Annotated in this window: 14 protein-coding genes, 1 tRNA gene and 1 riboswitch; of the genes, 13 read left to right on the plus strand and 2 right to left on the minus strand. The window is 38.2% G+C overall.

Annotated features, from left to right (window positions below):
• Window positions 1-439: 439 nt before the first annotated feature.
• Window positions 440-1,951, minus strand: a complete 1,512-nt coding sequence (locus ACFO3G_RS00020; protein WP_380076776.1) for a DUF5686 family protein — start codon at window positions 1,949-1,951, stop codon at window positions 440-442.
• Between the two features lie 39 nt (window positions 1,952-1,990).
• Here ACFO3G_RS00020 and ACFO3G_RS00025 point away from each other — a divergent pair, with 39 nt between their 5' ends.
• On the plus strand, window positions 1,991-2,194 hold the full coding sequence (locus ACFO3G_RS00025; RefSeq protein ID WP_380076778.1) for a hypothetical protein: 204 nt from the start codon (window positions 1,991-1,993) through the stop codon (window positions 2,192-2,194).
• Between the two features lie 84 nt (window positions 2,195-2,278).
• Here ACFO3G_RS00025 and ACFO3G_RS00030 read toward each other — a convergent pair whose 3' ends face one another.
• Complete coding sequence (locus ACFO3G_RS00030) at window positions 2,279-2,851, minus strand: 5-formyltetrahydrofolate cyclo-ligase (RefSeq protein ID WP_380076780.1); 573 nt, start codon at window positions 2,849-2,851, stop codon at window positions 2,279-2,281.
• Between the two features lie 169 nt (window positions 2,852-3,020).
• On the opposite strand from ACFO3G_RS00030, the gene ACFO3G_RS00035 reads away from it, so the two are divergent.
• The 12 genes from ACFO3G_RS00035 (at window position 3,021) to ACFO3G_RS00090 (ending at window position 17,577) form a co-directional block, all read left to right on the plus strand.
• Window positions 3,021-3,094 (plus strand) — tRNA-Arg (locus ACFO3G_RS00035).
• Between the two features lie 195 nt (window positions 3,095-3,289).
• Entirely contained in the window at window positions 3,290-4,153 is an 864-nt protein-coding gene (locus ACFO3G_RS00040) for a patatin-like phospholipase family protein (protein ID WP_380076782.1), read from the plus strand.
• A gap of 255 nt (window positions 4,154-4,408) precedes the next feature.
• Entirely contained in the window at window positions 4,409-5,350 is a 942-nt protein-coding gene (locus ACFO3G_RS00045; RefSeq protein WP_380076783.1) for a ribose-phosphate pyrophosphokinase, read from the plus strand.
• 404 nt (window positions 5,351-5,754) lie between these two features.
• Window positions 5,755-8,433, plus strand: a complete 2,679-nt coding sequence (locus tag ACFO3G_RS00050) for an FtsK/SpoIIIE family DNA translocase (RefSeq protein ID WP_380076785.1) — start codon at window positions 5,755-5,757, stop codon at window positions 8,431-8,433.
• Between the two features lie 254 nt (window positions 8,434-8,687).
• Entirely contained in the window at window positions 8,688-9,059 is a 372-nt protein-coding gene (locus ACFO3G_RS00055) for a thioesterase family protein (RefSeq protein WP_380076787.1), read from the plus strand.
• 2 nt (window positions 9,060-9,061) lie between these two features.
• Window positions 9,062-9,679 carry an outer membrane lipoprotein periplasmic chaperone LolA1 gene (lolA1, locus tag ACFO3G_RS00060; RefSeq protein ID WP_380076789.1) on the plus strand — a complete coding sequence of 206 codons (618 nt, stop codon included), beginning with the start codon at window positions 9,062-9,064 and terminating at the stop codon, window positions 9,677-9,679.
• A gap of 76 nt (window positions 9,680-9,755) precedes the next feature.
• Window positions 9,756-10,754 carry a malate dehydrogenase gene (locus ACFO3G_RS00065; RefSeq protein ID WP_380076791.1) on the plus strand — a complete coding sequence of 333 codons (999 nt, stop codon included), beginning with the start codon at window positions 9,756-9,758 and terminating at the stop codon, window positions 10,752-10,754.
• A 354-nt stretch (window positions 10,755-11,108) separates the two neighbouring features.
• Complete coding sequence (gene kdsA, locus ACFO3G_RS00070; protein ID WP_380076793.1) at window positions 11,109-11,936, plus strand: 3-deoxy-8-phosphooctulonate synthase; 828 nt, start codon at window positions 11,109-11,111, stop codon at window positions 11,934-11,936.
• Window positions 11,937-12,079: 143 nt separating this feature from the next.
• Window positions 12,080-12,562: a peptide-methionine (S)-S-oxide reductase MsrA gene (gene msrA / locus ACFO3G_RS00075; protein WP_380076795.1), complete on the plus strand. Its 483-nt coding sequence runs from the start codon at window positions 12,080-12,082 to the stop codon at window positions 12,560-12,562.
• A gap of 320 nt (window positions 12,563-12,882) precedes the next feature.
• Complete coding sequence (locus ACFO3G_RS00080; protein WP_380076797.1) at window positions 12,883-13,860, plus strand: hypothetical protein; 978 nt, start codon at window positions 12,883-12,885, stop codon at window positions 13,858-13,860.
• Window positions 13,861-14,022: 162 nt separating this feature from the next.
• A complete protein-coding gene (locus ACFO3G_RS00085) occupies window positions 14,023-14,493 on the plus strand; it encodes a hypothetical protein (RefSeq protein WP_380076799.1) in 471 nt (156 codons plus the stop codon).
• A gap of 763 nt (window positions 14,494-15,256) precedes the next feature.
• Window positions 15,257-15,446, minus strand: a riboswitch (cobalamin riboswitch).
• 430 nt (window positions 15,447-15,876) lie between these two features.
• Window positions 15,877-17,577: a choice-of-anchor J domain-containing protein gene (locus ACFO3G_RS00090; RefSeq protein WP_380076801.1), complete on the plus strand. Its 1,701-nt coding sequence runs from the start codon at window positions 15,877-15,879 to the stop codon at window positions 17,575-17,577.
• The last annotated feature ends 270 nt before the right edge of the window (window positions 17,578-17,847 follow it).

Consider the following 17,847-nt stretch of genomic DNA (forward strand, 5'->3'; position numbering starts at 1 on the left):
ACTTTTGTGCATTGTCTTTCTTGTAAGTTTCTATGATAAAGATAAGACAATTGGGGCTGATTCCTGTGAAGGAAGTTCAGCCCCTTATTTTTTGTTTTGTGATATTTTTATCGGACAGCAATAATATTATATCGAATTATTGCTGTCCGATAAAAACTATTGTGACACTTACAAGATTGAATCCCCTACCTCTTGTCATCACGCCTAACTAAACGGCATTATTTGTCTTGTGGACTTGGCTGTACATCGTACAGAGTTTTCTCGGACAGCCTACCTTTCAATGCTCTTCAACAAAGAAANCGAATCTTTATCTGAAGTCTAAGAAGTAAATAACCCAAATATATCCTTAGAAAGATGATTTAGCATCTCCAAAGATATATTTGGGTTGCTTCTTATTTGGTTGGTAATCTAATCTTATGACTGCCTTGCTATCTATAAGTTAATTCCTTTCTCCCCATGATCTTAATAGCTGGAATATTGGTAATGCCAGTCTAAGTGTGATGGATGTGTGATGGTTATCTTCAAATCCAACAAACGCCCCTATACGTATTAGGTCTCCGGCTCCTATGCTGTATCCAACCTCTGTAAACATTTTGTTGGCCGGGTCTATTCTATGTGCAAATCTTAGGTGAATAGCTTCATCAAACGGCAGATGTGATGCTTCGGCCAAAGATCCCAAGAAAAGGTGTTCTGTTCGGTATGTAAAATATGCTGTAGACCATCTATGTCCCATAGGTTGAGCCGGAGCAAAGGATTGAAAAGTAGAAGGTAAGTGTGTGAATCCGACTGTATTGGATGTTGTAACATATTTTTCGTCTTGTTCGGAAACACATTTACTCTTGAGATATCTGCCATATCCTAATGTATATTGCAATTCGCGACTTTTTCCAAAAGGGATGATTCCTTTAATCTGTGTTTCTATGCGGGAGTAGTTGCAAGAAGGTATCTTAGAACCTAATGGCCAACCCCGTCTATATGAAAATTCAAATTGAGGATACAGCATTCCTACGGGATTGACATAAACAGCTTCATCCGTTGTAGAATACAGCTTTCTGGCCCAGGGGCTTATCCTGAGTCTGATCTCGGATGCGAGTGCATATTGCTTTTCGAACAATGCTGTTGGAATCATAGCTCTTCTCTTTTCAAAAAGTAGAGTAAGGTCCAGTCCAAGCCAACGTCTTAGTTCGAGTTCGTTTCTGGCTATCCAAAATCTTCTGTCATAGATTCGGGTCGGTTCATTTCCTAAAGCCGGATCATTGTAGTAATTCAGATACATCTGTTTGCCATTGAGAAGGTTGGCATTTGCTGTTGTCCGACCAAATCCGATGAGTAGCATACCATTTTTCATTGGAGCATAGTGATATGTCAAATAGTTGTGCCATACCATTGTTTTCCTTTTCGTTAGATAGTATGCATTGGCTCTTGCGCTGATTCTATAGCCCGGTTTAGGCTGATTGGATGCATATACCTCATATCCACACCACAAACCGTCAACATTATTAACCTCCGGAAAAGCAAAGATCAAACCATCTACTCCTAATATCCATCTTTTGGGTAGGTTGAAGTTACGCCCGAACAAAACATCCATAGCAATTGAACCAATCTTTTCCCATTTTGAGTGTTCATTTTGTAAGGTTGAATCTTTTTTGCTCTCAAATCTATGCTTTAGTCTGTATGCCAGATTATTGATTGAATCCAGCATGATGTATCCCGTGTTCCTTTCGTATGTACTGTCGGGCCTAAAACGGTACAATCTTTTCGGTATCATTATACTGTCCGAGGAGGACTCCATCGTAATCACATGGTATACACTGTCAATGGGCATTTGTGCCTTGGCGTCATACAGATTGCATAGTGCAATCAATATCGAACATATCCATATTGCACCGATCTTAGATTGTGAAAGACGGGGGGGATGTATATGTTTATTATTTGTTATTGACAGTTTCATATTACATACAATATCATCAATATGATGTACCTTTGTTTTATGAAAGAAAAGAAACCTGCAAGTAAGATTAAAACCATCTTTACATATGCAATAACAGTATTGATGGTTGTGATATTGATTGGAGCAATAGTCTCTTCCTTTATATTTAGTGGAGTTAGGCTTCAAGTTATTTGGCTTGGTGCGGCATTGCTAATTGTGAATTTGCTGGTTATGCTGTTCTTTGTCGGAAAGAATATGCGTTAGCCCGCCATAGACAATTAAGCGTACTGAATGAGTTTGATTTAGATCAAGTCAATTCAACCTAAACTTGTAATTAGCTCTAATCGTTTATTTATTCTCCGGAATGAATATCCCTTTTGGTGAAATAACTTTGTCTACCGCTCTATCCCAAGGATCGCTGGGTAGACAATCTACCTCTTTGAGCCCGTAAGTGACGCCAATCTGAGCTGCTTTGTCGGCTTTGGGCAAATAGCGGTCGTAATAACCTTTGCCTCTTCCAAGGCGAATACCTTTCTTGTCGTATATTGTTGCCGGTACCAATATCAAATCAAGATGTTGTGGATCTACTGCATCTTTAGGATCTGCTTGAGGTTCTTCGATGCCAAATGCTCCAATTCGTAAATCCTGGGGCCCTCTATATCTAAAGAATTCTATTTCTGTTGCACTTTCACATCTTGGTAGGTAAAGCTCTTTCTTATCTGCAAAATTGTCCAATATATATGCGAGAGATGGTTCATCAAAGAGTGCATGATATAGACCAATAGCATTGGCTTTTTGAAACTCCTCTGTTTTTAAGATGTTCTCAACAACTGATTGAGAATATACTTTGCATAGTCCTTTGTCCAGCGAGCTTTTGGCAAGTTTTTTGAGCTCTGCTCGCAGTTCTTTTTTTGTTGTCATCTTCAGTCTTCCTATCCAAAAAGGGGATGTGTCCCCGTTAGTTGATTTAGTTAGCCTGTTTCCTTTTTATGGAAGGCTCCCTTATTTGCACAAAGGTAGTGTGATTTGTTGGGATACAAGCAAATTTAATATCTTTGTGAAGCCTATGGGCAATCCTTATAATATCGATGGCTTGGTAGCTTAGTTGAATAGAGCGTCAGATTCCGGTTCTGAAGGTCGTGGGTTTGAGTCCCACCCAAGTCACTTGATCCTTTCAGCAGGTTTAAAAACGCTATTTTGAATTTCTCCAAAGAGGATATAGAAGTTTGCAATTATGATGTCTTGTGCCATTATATGTCATTAAAAGCTTGACAACATCTTAAATAACTCTGAATTGTATTAAAATATCTATAATACGACCTCTAGTTTTTGTTATCTTTGTAAATATAAATAAGTCACATGAACAATAGTCAATTAAACAAAGAGCATCCCAAGTTGCAAAATGATCCAGATGTTTTTTTTGATATCGGTGTAGCTCTAAGTGGCGGATCAGCCAAAGGGTTTGCCCATTTGGGGGTATTGGAATATCTCGAGGAACATGATATGCGGCCGGATGTAATGTCCGGAACGAGTATGGGGAGTATGATGGCTGCTTTGTATTGTGACGGATATAGTCCCAAGGAGATTGTTGAAATCTTCAGAGGAGTCAACTTTACTAAGATGACCGAATGGTTGATCCCTAAAGGTGGAATCTTTGGAACCAAAGGATTTAGGCAGTTTTTGGCTTCCGTTTTGAGACACAAGAGAATTGAGGAGCTGAAGATTCCTCTTACCATTGTTGCTACAGATTTGGATCATGGGTGTAGTAAATACTTTCAAGAAGGGGATTTGGTAGATGTTATTACGGCTTCTTGCAGTATCCCTGTTTTGTTTAAACCGGTAGAAATAGAGGGAACCTACTATGTCGATGGAGGTCTATTCAAAAACCTTCCTGCCTCGGTCATTCGTAATCGATGTAAGGCTTTGATAGGTGTACATGTAGATCCTAAAGAATCCAAAGAGTACAAAAAGAATATTTTCTCTATAGCAGAGCGAAGTTTTAATTACATTTTTAGGGCCAATTCTATTCCGGATCGAAAGCTATGCGATGTTTTGATTGAGAGCGCATTGCTAAGTAATGTTTCTCGTTTTGATATTGATAAAGCTCCGCGGATTGCCGCTTTGGGGTACAATATGGCTCGTAAATCTTTGTCAGGAATAGATCGTACTAAATTGTTAAGCATGGGTAGGGCAGAGAAACATATTTTTTCAGCTCCCGAATAATCCGAAAAATAAGAGCATCTCTGAGTTGTGTTTGAAGTATACCATTTGAAAACAGTTGAAATGGGTTTCAAACAATAGGGGATAAATAACTCCTAACTCTTAGAGTTTGTTTGTAATAAATTCGAATCGTGGTTCAAGTATAAGTGCATGAATGATAAAAATCTATTGAAAAGATTGCGATAAGTCTTTTTTTAAGATTTATAAGTCTTACCTTTGCGTCGTATTGTAACACTTGATAGATATCCAATTTCAGTAATGGAAAACTTAAACAATTTTGCCGTATTCTCAGGCACTAAGTCAAAGTATTTGGCTGAGAAAATTTGTGCTAGTCTTGGTTGCCCTTTGGGGAAAATGACTATTCAGCGTTTTGCCGATGGTGAGTTTGCTGTATGGTATGATGAAAGTATTCGTGGAAAAGATGTTTTCCTTGTTCAGAGTACATTCCCTTCGGCCGACAACCTTATGGAGCTTCTCCTTATGGTAGATGCTGCAAAAAGAGCTTCAGCACACTATATTACAGCTGTTATCCCATATTTTGGATGGGCTAGACAGGATCGCAAGGATAAACCGAGAGTTTCTATTGGAGCCAAGTTGATGGCTGATATGCTTAGTACAGCCGGTATTACACGTCTTATAACGATGGATCTTCATGCAGATCAGATACAGGGATTTTTTAATGTGCCTGTGGATCATTTATATGCTTCAGCTTTGTTTATGGATTATATTCATAAGAGCCTTCCTTTGGAGAACTTGGTTATTGCCACTCCAGACGTAGGGGGTACCAAGCGAGCTAATAGCTACGCGAAACATTTGGGTGTGCCTATGGTGATTTGTCATAAGAGTCGTATCAAGGCTAATGAGGTGGCAGAAATGAGAATCATCGGAGATGTAGAAGGCAAGGATGTCCTTTTGGTTGATGATATTGTGGATACGGCCGGGACTATCACACGAGCTGCTGACTTGATGATGGAGCACGGCGCCAAATCGGTTAGAGCTATGGCTTCTCACGCAGTGATGAGTGATCCCGCTTCTATAAGAGTCGATCAATCGAAACTTGATGAGATGATATTTACAGACTCTATCCCTTACTCTCAGAAATGTGAGAAGGTAAAGATTCTTTCTGTAGCAGATATGTTCGCAGAGTCAATTAAGAGAGTTTTGAGTCATGAATCTATAAGTTCTTTGTATTCTTTCTAAGAGATCAAAGCAGATTTTAACTAAAAATAGATTTTAAGGTCCGACAATCTTGTATGAATAGAGGTTGTCGGATCTTTTTGTATCTGTAGTCTTGTATACTGAGATCGTTTTGCTCGTAAATTTGTATGAATATCGCTTTGTGCAATAATCTTTTGTTGTATATCAAGGGATTGACAATCAGATTGTTTGATTCTTATATATGATCTAAAACAATTTGTAGATCTTAGCCTAAATTATTTGTTGAGATTGCAAATAAATTCCTTTTATCCAATAAAGATAAAATTAATCTTAAGCAACGTCTAAATCTTTATCTTCTTGGCATAAGATCGCCATTTTATCCTTAACTTTGTAAGTCAAGGCTAAGGCTGATTGTCTTGCTTTTTATTTCTACATTAAGGATACATATGACTACAAATAAAGAATCTGACAAAAAGAAATCAAATAATAAGAATACTAAAAAAGGAAAGTCTGTCACATCTAAGGACAGTCATTATAAAGAAGCTAACCCCGATAAGAAAGAGGGTACATTCTGGAAAGATTTTGGGACATTTCTGAATAAGAAAGTCGTTAGGGGATTTTTCGGCATCGTAATAATGGCCATATCCGTTTTTATGCTCATCTCTGTTATTTCATTCTTTTTCAGTGGTGGGCATGATCAGGCAGTGGTGTCAAATTTATCAGATCCATCTGTAGACCCTACTGTTGAGCCAATACGTAATGTTGGCAAGGCTTTGGGAGCTTGCCTATCGCAGTGGCTTATCAATGATCTTTTTGGCTTAGGGTCTCTTTGCCTTATAGCATTTGTATTTATGGCCGGCTTGGATTTGTTTTTCCTTTCCGGCAAGGATTATTTAATAAAGGTGCTCAAGCGTTTTGCATTTTATGGATTTCTTTGCCTTTGGGTCTCTCTTTTATGTGGTTTGATTGTTGATACTTTGGAGCCCGGATCTTTTATTCAGTGGGGGGGACAAAATGGTCTCTATTTGGAGTCCTGGCTTAGAGATCGAATAGGCTATCTTGGGATTTTCTTACTCCTTTTGATTGTTTTGTTTGCCTTATTTTTATTTGTAAGCGAAGATAATTATAACAAACTTCATGGTTGGTTATCTTTCGCCAGCCCTCAAAAACGAGCTGAAATGAAGGAGTCTCGCAGATTAAGAAAGGCTGAGAAGATTGCAAAGAAACGCCTTGAAGAAGAAAAGGCTGAATTGTTAGATACCAAGATTGATGAGGCTTCGCAGGCTTCCACTGTCGTTGATGACAAGGATGATAATTTGATTGTGCAGATAGATGATGAAGAGGAATCTTTTGGAGGAGAACCCTTTATGGAGCAGTCTTCACAGGCTGTTCAAGATGATTCCTCTGATTTGACAAATCTTGTTTCTGATTCATTGTCTCAAAGTCATCTTGAGGAAGAAGAACCAACATATGATACAATGGATGTCAAAAACCATATCATCCAAGACTCGGAAGACAATGAGGTAACTCAGCTGGAAGGTGATAGGGTTAAAGACGAGGATGTAATGATTGAGGTTGCAAAAGGTGATGAGGTTTGCAATGACCTTAATATGGAACCACAAAAGCCCGGACAGTGGGTTGAGCTTAGACGTTATCATTTGCCTTCATTGGATGTTTTAGGACCGGACGAGGAGACCGTAATGGAGTATGACAAGGCCGAAATAGACCAAAATAAGGAGTTGATCGTGTCGACATTAAAAAGTTTTAAGATGCCGGTGCGAGTTGAAAAGGTGACAGTAGGTCCTACGATTACATTGTATGAAGTAATTCCGGAAGCCGGGATTAAGATTTCTCGTATTCGCTCTATTGAAGATGATATTGCGATGAGTCTAAAAAGTGAGGGTATCCGTATTATTGCTCCTATGCCGGGGAAGGGTACCATCGGTATTGAGGTGCCAAATTCGCAGCCGAGTATTGTTACCTTAAGGTCTGTTTTGGCAAGTAAGAAGTATCGAGAATCTACTATGGAGTTGCCTGTAGCCATAGGTAAAACCATTACCAATGAGGTTTTTATGTTTGATTTGGCCAAGATGCCTCACCTTCTTATTGCGGGTGCAACCGGTCAGGGTAAATCTGTTGGGTTGAATGCAATGATTGCATCTCTTCTCTTTAAGAAAAGGCCCGAAGAGTTGAAGTTTGTATTGGTGGACCCTAAGATGTTGGAGTTTTCACTCTATGAAGGGATGGAGCGTCATTATCTCGCAATGCTTCCTGATGCAACCAGTCCTATTGTAACAGATATGTCTCAGGTGGTCCCAACATTGAAGTCTTTATGCGTATTGATGGACGAAAGGTATGCTCTTTTGGCTGCAGCTCGTGTGCGTAACATCAAAGAATACAACACCTTATTTAAGGAGGGAAAGTTACCACCCAATAAGAAGCATCATTTCATGCCTTATATCGTTCTGATTGTAGATGAGTTTGCCGACTTGATTATGACAAGTGGCAAAGAGGTCGAAATGCCTATAGCTCGTATTGCTCAAAAGGCGCGTGCTGCCGGTATCCATATGGTGATTGCCACACAGAGACCTTCGACCGATATCATTACAGGTATCATTAAGGCCAACTTCCCTGCACGTATTGCATTTAAGGTCTTTTCGATGATAGACTCAAGGACAATTTTGGATTCGCCGGGAGCTAATCAGCTTGTTGGTAGAGGTGATATGCTGTTTAATCAGGGAAAAGATACAATTCGTTTGCAATGTGCATTTATGGATACTCCGGAAAATGAACAACTGGTACATGAGATAGCTAAGCAGGAAAGCTTTACTTCGGCTTATCTATTGCCGGACCCTCCAGTGGAAAATGAAGCTAAAGATGCCCCGACTGCTGATAGTTTGGATGATCTTTTTGATGAAGTTGCCCGTATGGTGGTTTCTTCTCAAGTCGGCTCAACCAGCAATATTCAAAGACGCTTTAATGTTGGCTACAATAGGGCCGGTCGATTGATGGACCAATTGGAAGGTGCGGGCATCGTCTCTCCTCAAGATGGCAGTAAGCCTCGTCAGGTACTTATCCAAGATGAAGGTCTGCTCGAAAGTCTATTGATACAGATACATGGATAAATAAAGATTTATGCTTTAAGTTTTTCAGTTTGTTTTTTAGTCGGATATATTGCAAAAACTTGATACTTGTTCCGATATATAGCTGAAGAACAACTTCAAACTCACTTGAAAATCTTCACACCACATCTGTAATGATAATGCGTTATAGATGTGTGGTTGATAATATAAATTGGTGTTTATTGGGTATTTAGATATTGTTTTGGGGTTTTTATGCCCTTTTTGTTACCTTTACTAATGAATTAATCAGAAATAGTATGATTGAAGTAGGATTATCAAAATCAGCTAAGACCAAAGTTCTTAAAGAAAACACTGCAGTTTCTGTTGGCTCAGGTGACTTGAGCGTTTTTGCAACACCTATGATGGTGGCTTTAATGGAGAATGCAGCTTTGTCAGTTATTCAACCGTTTTTATCAGATGAAGAATCGTCGGTGGGCATCCTCATTAATGTTAAGCATACAAGAGCTTCAGCCATAGGTAGGGAAGTGATTGCGACTGCAACCATCAAAGAGGTGGATGGTAGAAGGATTGTCTTTGATGTGAAAGCTGAAGATGAATTGGGCGAAATCGGAAGTGGAGTGCATGAACGATTTATTATAAATAAACAAAAGTTCTTAAGTAAACTTTGATTATGAGTAAATCTAAACTCTTAGAAGTGTTGAGAAGATCTATTCTTCTATTTTCTGTGGTGGCAATATCCATAATGGTATTGCCGGCACAGGGCCTTTTTGATAAAATGCAAAAAGAGCTCCAACTCAATAAAGGGGTGAGATTTGATTATACTTCAACATTGAAAGATAAAAATGGGCGAACCTTACAATCCAATAGTGGAAGTCTTATCGTAAAAGGCAGATTGTTTAGGCTCAATGACCAGGTTACTGCTGTTTATAATGGTAAAACTTTAACCTATTATAACCCGCAGGACAATACCCTTAATTTGTCAAATCCCGCTGAAGAAGAGTTAATTCAAATCAATCCTTTTGTAGTAATTAATTCTGCAAGAAATTATTATAATATTCAAGAGAACGGAACGCAAATTACACTTAACCCAAAGAAAAGAGGAAATATTGTAAAAGTGACAATTCAATTGGATAATCGTAATAAACCGACATTTATCAATGTTTTTATGAGAGATTCGAGCCAATTGCAAATAAAAATGGCAAATCAGGTACAGGTTAATGTAAGTAATAGTACCTTTGTGTTAGGCAAAAGGCAATACCCGAATGCCGAAGTAGTTGATATGAGATAAAAATAGAGTCTGTTTCTATTGCAGACTTTAGGTGTGGAACGATTGATTTTAATAATAAACTAAACAACCAAAAACAATGAATTTTCTAACTAACGAAAAGCTGGTGATCGTAGGTGCAGCCGGTATGATCGGCTCAAATATGGCACAGACCGCGGCTATGATGAGATTGACTCCTAATCTCTGTCTTTATGATCCATTCGAAAAAGGACTTGAAGGAGTTGCTGAAGAGTTAAGACACTGTGGATTCGAAGGATTGAACTTGACATTCACTTCAAATATTGCAGAGGCATTTAAGGATGCTAAGTATATTGTCTCTTCAGGTGGGGCTCCACGTAAAGAGGGAATGACAAGAGAGGACTTGCTAAAGGGAAATGCTCAGATTGCAGCAGAGCTGGGTAAGAATATCAAAAGCTATTGCCCCGATGTAAAGCATGTTGTCATCATCTTCAATCCGGCAGATATTACAGGACTAATTACTTTGATTGAAAGTGGTCTAAAACCTTCTCAAGTAACTACTCTTGCTGCTTTGGATTCTACACGTTTGCAAAGCGAATTAGCAAAGCACTTTGGTATTAAGCAATCTGAGGTAACCAACTGTCGTACTTATGGTGGTCATGGTGAGCAGATGGCCGTTTTTGCCAGCACAGCCAAAGTAAATGGCACACCTCTTTTGGATTTGATTGGTACAGATAAGCTAACCAATGATGCATGGGCTGAACTTAAGCAACGTGTTATCAAGGGTGGTGCCAATATCATTAAGCTAAGAGGTCGCTCTTCTTTCCAAAGCCCCGCTTACTGTTCGATTGAGATGATTCGTGCAGCTATGGGAGGAGAGGCATTCCGTTGGCCAGCAGGTTGCTATGTTAATATTCCCGGCTTTGAGAATATTATGATGGCAATGGAAACATCCATCACAAAGGATGGTGTTAAGTTTGCAGAGATCAAGGGTACAGATGCAGAGATAGCAGAGCTCAAGCAAAGCTATGAGCACCTCAAAACTTTGAGAGATGAAGTTATTGCCATGGGCGTAATCCCGGCAATCAAAGATTGGAAAACAATCAACCCTAATCTCTAAAGAGTAGTTCTGGATTTATTATGATAAGGTCCATAGTTGCTTTTGAGCAATTTGGTTCTTGATTCTTTCATCAACTTTGTTGTAATAAATTCAAAACAGATACTAAATTTTTGACAGAAGGGACTTTCTACTCCCTTCTCGAGAAGCCGCTATTAGATGAAAATTATATTCATTTAATAGCGGCTTTTTATTGATCAAATGCTACCATGGATGGATGAAAATGCTTCACAAGTGACAATCTTAAATCAAATGCTTTGGAGACTTCTTGGGGATAAACCGGCTCTTAATGTCATGTTATATTGAGGCTTGTCAGAAGTTTTATACTTACTTTTGTCTCAAATAAATATCACGAATATGGAATTATTTGACAGATTGAGTTCTCCCAAGAAAGATTGCAACGGTTCTCCATGTGGCCCCTTCTTTTTGATGGCCGGACCTTGTGTGGTTGAGAATGAATACATTACCCTTAAGACAGCTGAGTATTTGAAGTCCTTGACTGATAAGTTGGGCCTTCCTTTTATATTTAAGTCTTCGTATAGAAAGGCCAATCGCTCAAGATTGGATAGCTTTAGAGGTATAGGCGATGAGAAGGCTTTGGGCATTCTTGCCAAAGTGAAGAATGAATTACAAGTTCCTATTGTTACAGATATTCATGAGACGCACGAGGCTGTGATGGCTGCTGAAGTTGCTGATGTGTTGCAGATCCCTGCATTTCTTTGTCGTCAGACCGATTTGCTTGTTGCAGCTTCTAATACGGGTAAGATTGTAAATATTAAGAAAGGTCAGTTTTTGTCTGCGGGAGCAATGCAGTTTGCTGCTCAGAAATGTATTGATTCGGGCAATCATCGTGTTATGCTTACCGATAGGGGCAATAGTTTTGGCTATACAGATCTTATCGTGGACTTTAGAGGAATTCCACAGATGAGAAGTTTCGGTTTCCCGGTGGTAATGGATATTACCCATTCTTTGCAGCAACCCAACCAGACGAGTGGTGTGACGGGAGGTCTTCCTCAAATGATTGAGACCATTGCAAAGGCTGCTATCGCAGTTGGTGTCGACGGACTTTTCTTGGAGACACATCCCAATACACAAGAGGCTCTGAGCGATGGTGCCAATATGATACCTTTGGACCAGGTTGAGTCTCTACTTCTCAAACTGATCCCCATACGAAAAGCGTTATAAACAACTTGTTTCTGATTTGCAGATTGTAAAATAAGTTTCCAATACAACTTATACAATTGTTCCGAAGTTAGTGCAATCTGCAATTCAGGGATAAGATCTAAGGTAATATTTGATACATTTGTCTATCATTGAAGAAAGAGATTATGATTAAAACGATTTTTTTAGCAGCAGGATGCTTTTGGGGTGTCCAATATCAGATGCTCAAATTGGATGGTGTAGTGGATTCCGAAGTTGGCTTTATGGGTGGATACATAGATCACCCTACTTATGAAGATGTTTGTCGTGGCAATACCGGTCATTATGAGACTGTTAAGATTGTCTATGATTCTGATAAAGTAAGCGACGAGGATGTATTAAAAAGATATTTTGAGATACATGATTTTGAGCAGGCAGATGGACAGGGACCGGATATAGGTCTTCAATATTTGAGTGTGATATTTTATACCGATAAGGAACAGAAGGTAGCTGCTGCTAAGTTGATGGAGCGATTGAAAGAACTTCATTACAAGGTGAGGACAAGACTTGAACCGGCATCCGAGTTTTGGCCGGCAGAAAGTTATCATCAGCATTATTATGAAAAGAAAAGTGGACAGCCGTATTGTCATGTCCGAAAAAGAATATTTTAAATACTTCATTGATTGACCGACTTGTTTTGGTCTATTTCTTATATGTCAAGCTTATGTCAAAACATACTTTAGCCCTTATCATTACTTTTTTTATTTCTTGGATTGTAATCTTTTTCTTTGGGTGTATTTTTATTTGGGTAGGTTGGTTGCATAATTATTTGTCAGTCTTCGTAGTTTCATTGGCAATCTCTGTTTTTGGTCTAATTCAGGCTTTAATTGCTGAGAGAAAGAAGAAAAAGTGCAACTCTGGAGAGCAGCAGGGTGATAGCAAAGAGAAAAAGAAGTAGAGTTTTGTGTTTCATGGATTAATGGTATTAAGTATGAGTTTACCTAAGCATTTTTTCATTCTTTTTATCCTCCTTTTCTCCCTGATTACTGTGGCTGGGACCTCTTGTACTTCGACAAAAAAAGATCAAGTGCAAGAGACAATGAATCAGGCAGATTCAATTCTTAGCAATTGTAATATGGTTGATCAGGAGAGGATAACGGCTTGCATTAGTGAACTTAAAAATATAAAAAGTGGGAAACACTCTATTGATGTAGATGCTGCTTTGAATGAGTATATCAGAAAACTAGAGACTTGTAAGACCGTAAAACTGATTTCTTCTCTTGAGCATGATTACAATACGCTTATGCACAGTGCCTTTTCTCAGCTTGATGAGGCTGTCAATTTTAGCCAAACTTTACTTAACAAACTTAGTGCTGTAGCTGTTGATGGATTATCTTCTGAAAATAGGGAAGCCATTGACCAGTGGAGAATAGGTGTGAGCAAAGTGCTTAGTAGTTTCAAAAGTATGAAAGGGAGGGTCTTTTACGAAAGCCCGGAGCAAACCTCTTTGGCTGAGCTTAGGAGGAGGATTGCTCTCTATGGCAAAGATTATAAAGATGATTCTTATGAAACGGTAAGGATGAATTGGAAGATTTTCTGTCTTGATGCGTTGAAAACACAAGCCATGACGGACCTATACCATTCTTCCGAGAAATTACCGGAACAGTTAAGAACTTCTGCTTTGGAAATTGCTGACAATTCTTTTAGTGGATTTGTCATTAACTATAAGAACCCTCCGGAGCCACTCAGTAATGTCGTAATTAAAAGATATTCCAATGAATTGAGAGTGGAGGGTGAAGTGACCTATTTTATCTACATGAAGGGTAATATATTTGGCATTGAGAGAGGATCGGTGAAGGTTAGAGTCAAAGGGGCCTATATCGTTGTCAAAGACGATAAGCAAATTCCACTTAGAGTTGAATATAGGTTGTTGGATGCCAAAGTATTTGACAAAACAGGAGATTTATAAATATTCCATAGTAATTACCTCTACATTTCTTTATTTAGTGGAATAAGATTGTTTTCTTTTTTGTCTTATCTCCATAGCGTTGTTTTAGGAATTACACGTTTAGGACATCCTATAAATGGGAGCGTCAAATCCATAACATTGTCAGGTGATGGATCGTGGAGTTTGCAATATGATTTTGATAAAAGGAAGATTCTTGCTAAAATCTCTGAAGAAGAATATCCTAAACGTAATTATTTCTTTGATGAAAATGGATATGTGTATTCCTGTGAGAATTATACATCTGAATGGACGAAGAGTACGAAGATATATACTTATGATGAGCAGAAGAGGTTGTGTAAGGAATTAAGCATTACAGAGCGTAATGATGTATACGGGCAGACGGTTGATTCTGTACAAGTGAATTATACCTTTACCCCTGAAGGATTTTGGTCCCAAAAGGAAATAATAAAATCCTCAAAACGTGTGGATAAAGATAAAAATGGAAATTACAAGGATCCTGTGTTTAATGTCGTAAAGGGTACTACACTGTATCTTGATATTAAGAAAGATGATGAGGGAAATATCATCGAATATAAAGAGAAAACTCCGAATGGAAAGATTAATGTAGAAAAACGTTCTATTGTTTATTATTAACTCTTTGGGATAGAGGAGGTAATAGATAATAGTTAATTAAAAATCAGTTGGAATTAGGTGATAGTTAAAATTGCAATCAATATGACTTTAAAGGTCTCTTTTTATATTTTGCCTTGTTTGCCTCTTCTAATTGAAAAGGAATAAGTCAAACGCTTGATAGTATCTTAATTATTGCTTTAAAGGAGTGGTAGTGAAAAGGGGCTGTGTCAAAATTTCATTTGACACAGCCCTTTCACTACCTACAATAAATCAAAAAACTTCCGCATAAAATGTGTTAGGCCGACCTCTTGAGCCAACTTGCTATTCCTCGAATCAACATTGACCTGATGGACAATGCTGTCACTACTACCAAGTGGACAGAGTATATCTATATATATCAACTATATTTTCGCTTTAGCAGAAGAAATGGAAGGTATATTTACCGCAGATGTACGATGTTTATTTCCCATCAGATCTGTCTTTTCGGGGAAATAAGCATGTGATGAATATCATTGCACAGAAATTTAGGTTTAATAGAAGGTGTTTTACAGAAACAATTTAATAGTGTCAATAGCAAAGACTTTTTAATCAAATTCAAATTACTAAAAAGCCTTGCCAAACAATTCTGCGGAGCTCATCCCGGAGAATCGAAGGCAAGGCCTTTTACAATCCACTAAGTATGTCTATATGGCTTTATAGGCATACACTTCCCACCTGCGGTGCGGGATTATTTTCTCTGAGGGAATAATTAGAAGGACAGGACATCCTTCATAGCTTAACCTCGAAGCCGCAGAATTGTAATGCAGGTCTTCTGGCTTTGTCACTATCATCGTCGAACGCCTTCCCATATCAATACAGTGGCATATTGTTCTCGATTCAAGCAGTAACTTACAGCAGCGGGTCTGCTCAGGATTTGCACCTGATTCCCTTTTCATTCGGTGTGTTTGGCCGAAACATTACGTGCGCAAAGGTACGAAAGAAGGTTAATATGGCAAAGAAAGAAATACCTCTTTTTAGTCAAATGTCAGGTGTGTAAATGTCATATTGATACACTTTTAATGCCTTTTGTGGCAAATAATCTGTGGTTAGAATTATTGATTGCATTAATCATTGTTTTTTATAGAAAACACATGATGTTTTACATTTCAATATGGCGTCTCTTAGAAGATGACTTTGTTGCTATGAATTATGTTGTATCGTACGGAATTGCTTACTAAATATTATAGACATTGGTATGTAAATAAATATTTTATATTTACTTTTACGCTCAAACTATCAATGTGTGTTTTATGTATTTGAGAATTGATAATTGCATTGTGTTGCATTTTATTGATTCTTTGGTGTATAAATGTATGTCTATTGATTGATTAAAAAGAAATTAACACTATAAATAAACAACATGAAATGAACAAGATTACTATGCTGCTTTGCGCATTGGCTTTAGGATTTTCGTCTATCAATGCTCAGGGTGTTACCGGACAAAGCGAAAATGTTTCAAATGTAAGGGTGGGGCAACAATCTTCTTTAGAATCTCCGCTTATGGCAAGAGAGTGGGCAAATCTCTACACCACAAATTATACAGCAACGGATATCTATGGTAAGACCTATTCTTTTGATGAAATTTTGCGTTCAGGGAAACATCTTCTAATAGACTTTTCATGGGTAAATTGTGGACCTTGTTGGGATATTCATACCGGAGGGTATCTCGAAAAAATACAAGAGGCTTATAAGGATAACCTATTGGTTCTATGGGTAGAATCTAAAGGAGCCTCCAAGGAGACCATAGAAAATAAAGGAGGCGAGACCAAGGGTGATTGGACCAATGGTGGTAAGCCGGGTATTCCGCTTATTTCGGATAAAGATATGGCCGGTACATTAGGAGTTAACGTGGGATGGTTCCCTTGGTTTGTTTTCGTTGACTTGGATGGCAGTTATGTGCAAATTGCCACAAAAGATATCAAACGTGGTCCCAGTGGAATAAAAGTTTTGATGGATGAATCAATGAAAGTGTATGGAGAGCCATGTATAAGTAGTGTGGATTATTCATCTCCTATTGCCGGACGAAAGATCTTTTTCTCTTCCGTTATCAAGCCCTTTGGAATCAATGTTTCTTATGAATGGACTTTTGAAGGTAAAGGCACTTCGACCGAAAAACAACCGGCTGTGGTTTGGGACAATCCGGGTACATATTCGTTCTCTCTAAAAGTAACCGACAATGCTTCTAAAAAGAGTGTCGAGTATCATGGATCTGTAGAGGTAACCGGAGATGGTCTGATTACCAAATATCCATATATTGAGGGCTTTGAAGAGAATCCAATAACCGGTTGGACTGCTATCAATGTGGATGCTGATGAATATAATTGGATTACAATACAAGACTTATTCAAAACCATCAAACCCAATTATACAGATGAAGATATTATAGAAAACGAATTTGTTTATGATGGTTCTAACAGCTATACCTCTTGGTCTTATTATCCGACATCTTTCGATAGCAAGACCGGGTTTACTGGAAATGCTTTGTCAACTGATCAAATACTTGTTTCTCCAAGATTTGATTTAAAGGCAGATCGCAAATATTCGTTGCAATTCAGTGTTAGGAGTGTAGATCCTAAAAACCATCCCGACAAATTGGGTGTCTTTGTCTCTACCAGAGGAATTGAGGCAGGTCATTTTAGTGAGACGCTTTTGGAAATGGGTGAAATTAAAGGATCGCCGAGGAGTGCTTGGTCAAACTATACGCTTTCTCTAAATAACTTTGTTGGGAAGAAAATTTATATCGGATTTAGGCACCAGGATACAGCAAAAATGGGAGTGATCATCGATAACATTATTGTCAATGAGGAAGGGGGAACACCTCCTATTACCGGTACTGAACAAATAGATAATAATAGTATTTCGGTTAATCTTCGTGGTGGTGTTATCTATGTGGATGGTAAAGATTTGATGAAAGCAGAACTTATAGATATGAATGGTCGCATCGTGGCTTATTCAAATGAAGATACACCTATAATGATTGATGCTCACAACTTGCCTGCAGGAGTTTATCTTGTGAGAGGATATCTTAGAAACGGAGCTTATACATTATCAAAGATTATTCTTTGATTTTGAATATAAGAGGATAACAACATAACAATCCCCGGCTGCTATTACTATGCGACCGGGGATTGGTGGTTATATAAACAAGTTCATTCTTTTCTTAAAAAGTTAACTATATGGTCCTTCGAGGACTTCTTAGATATTGTGTAGTGATACTGTCCCAAAAAAGTGTGTAAGACCCAAGACTATTATCTTTGAAATTACAAACTAAAAAACGATAAAAAGCATGAACCTTACACAAGTACAAATTAAAGAAATTATTTCGAATTGTCTGTC

Origin of the sequence: Falsiporphyromonas endometrii (assembly GCF_042654485.1) — a bacterium.
Classification (GTDB): domain Bacteria; phylum Bacteroidota; class Bacteroidia; order Bacteroidales; family Porphyromonadaceae; genus Porphyromonas; species Porphyromonas endometrii.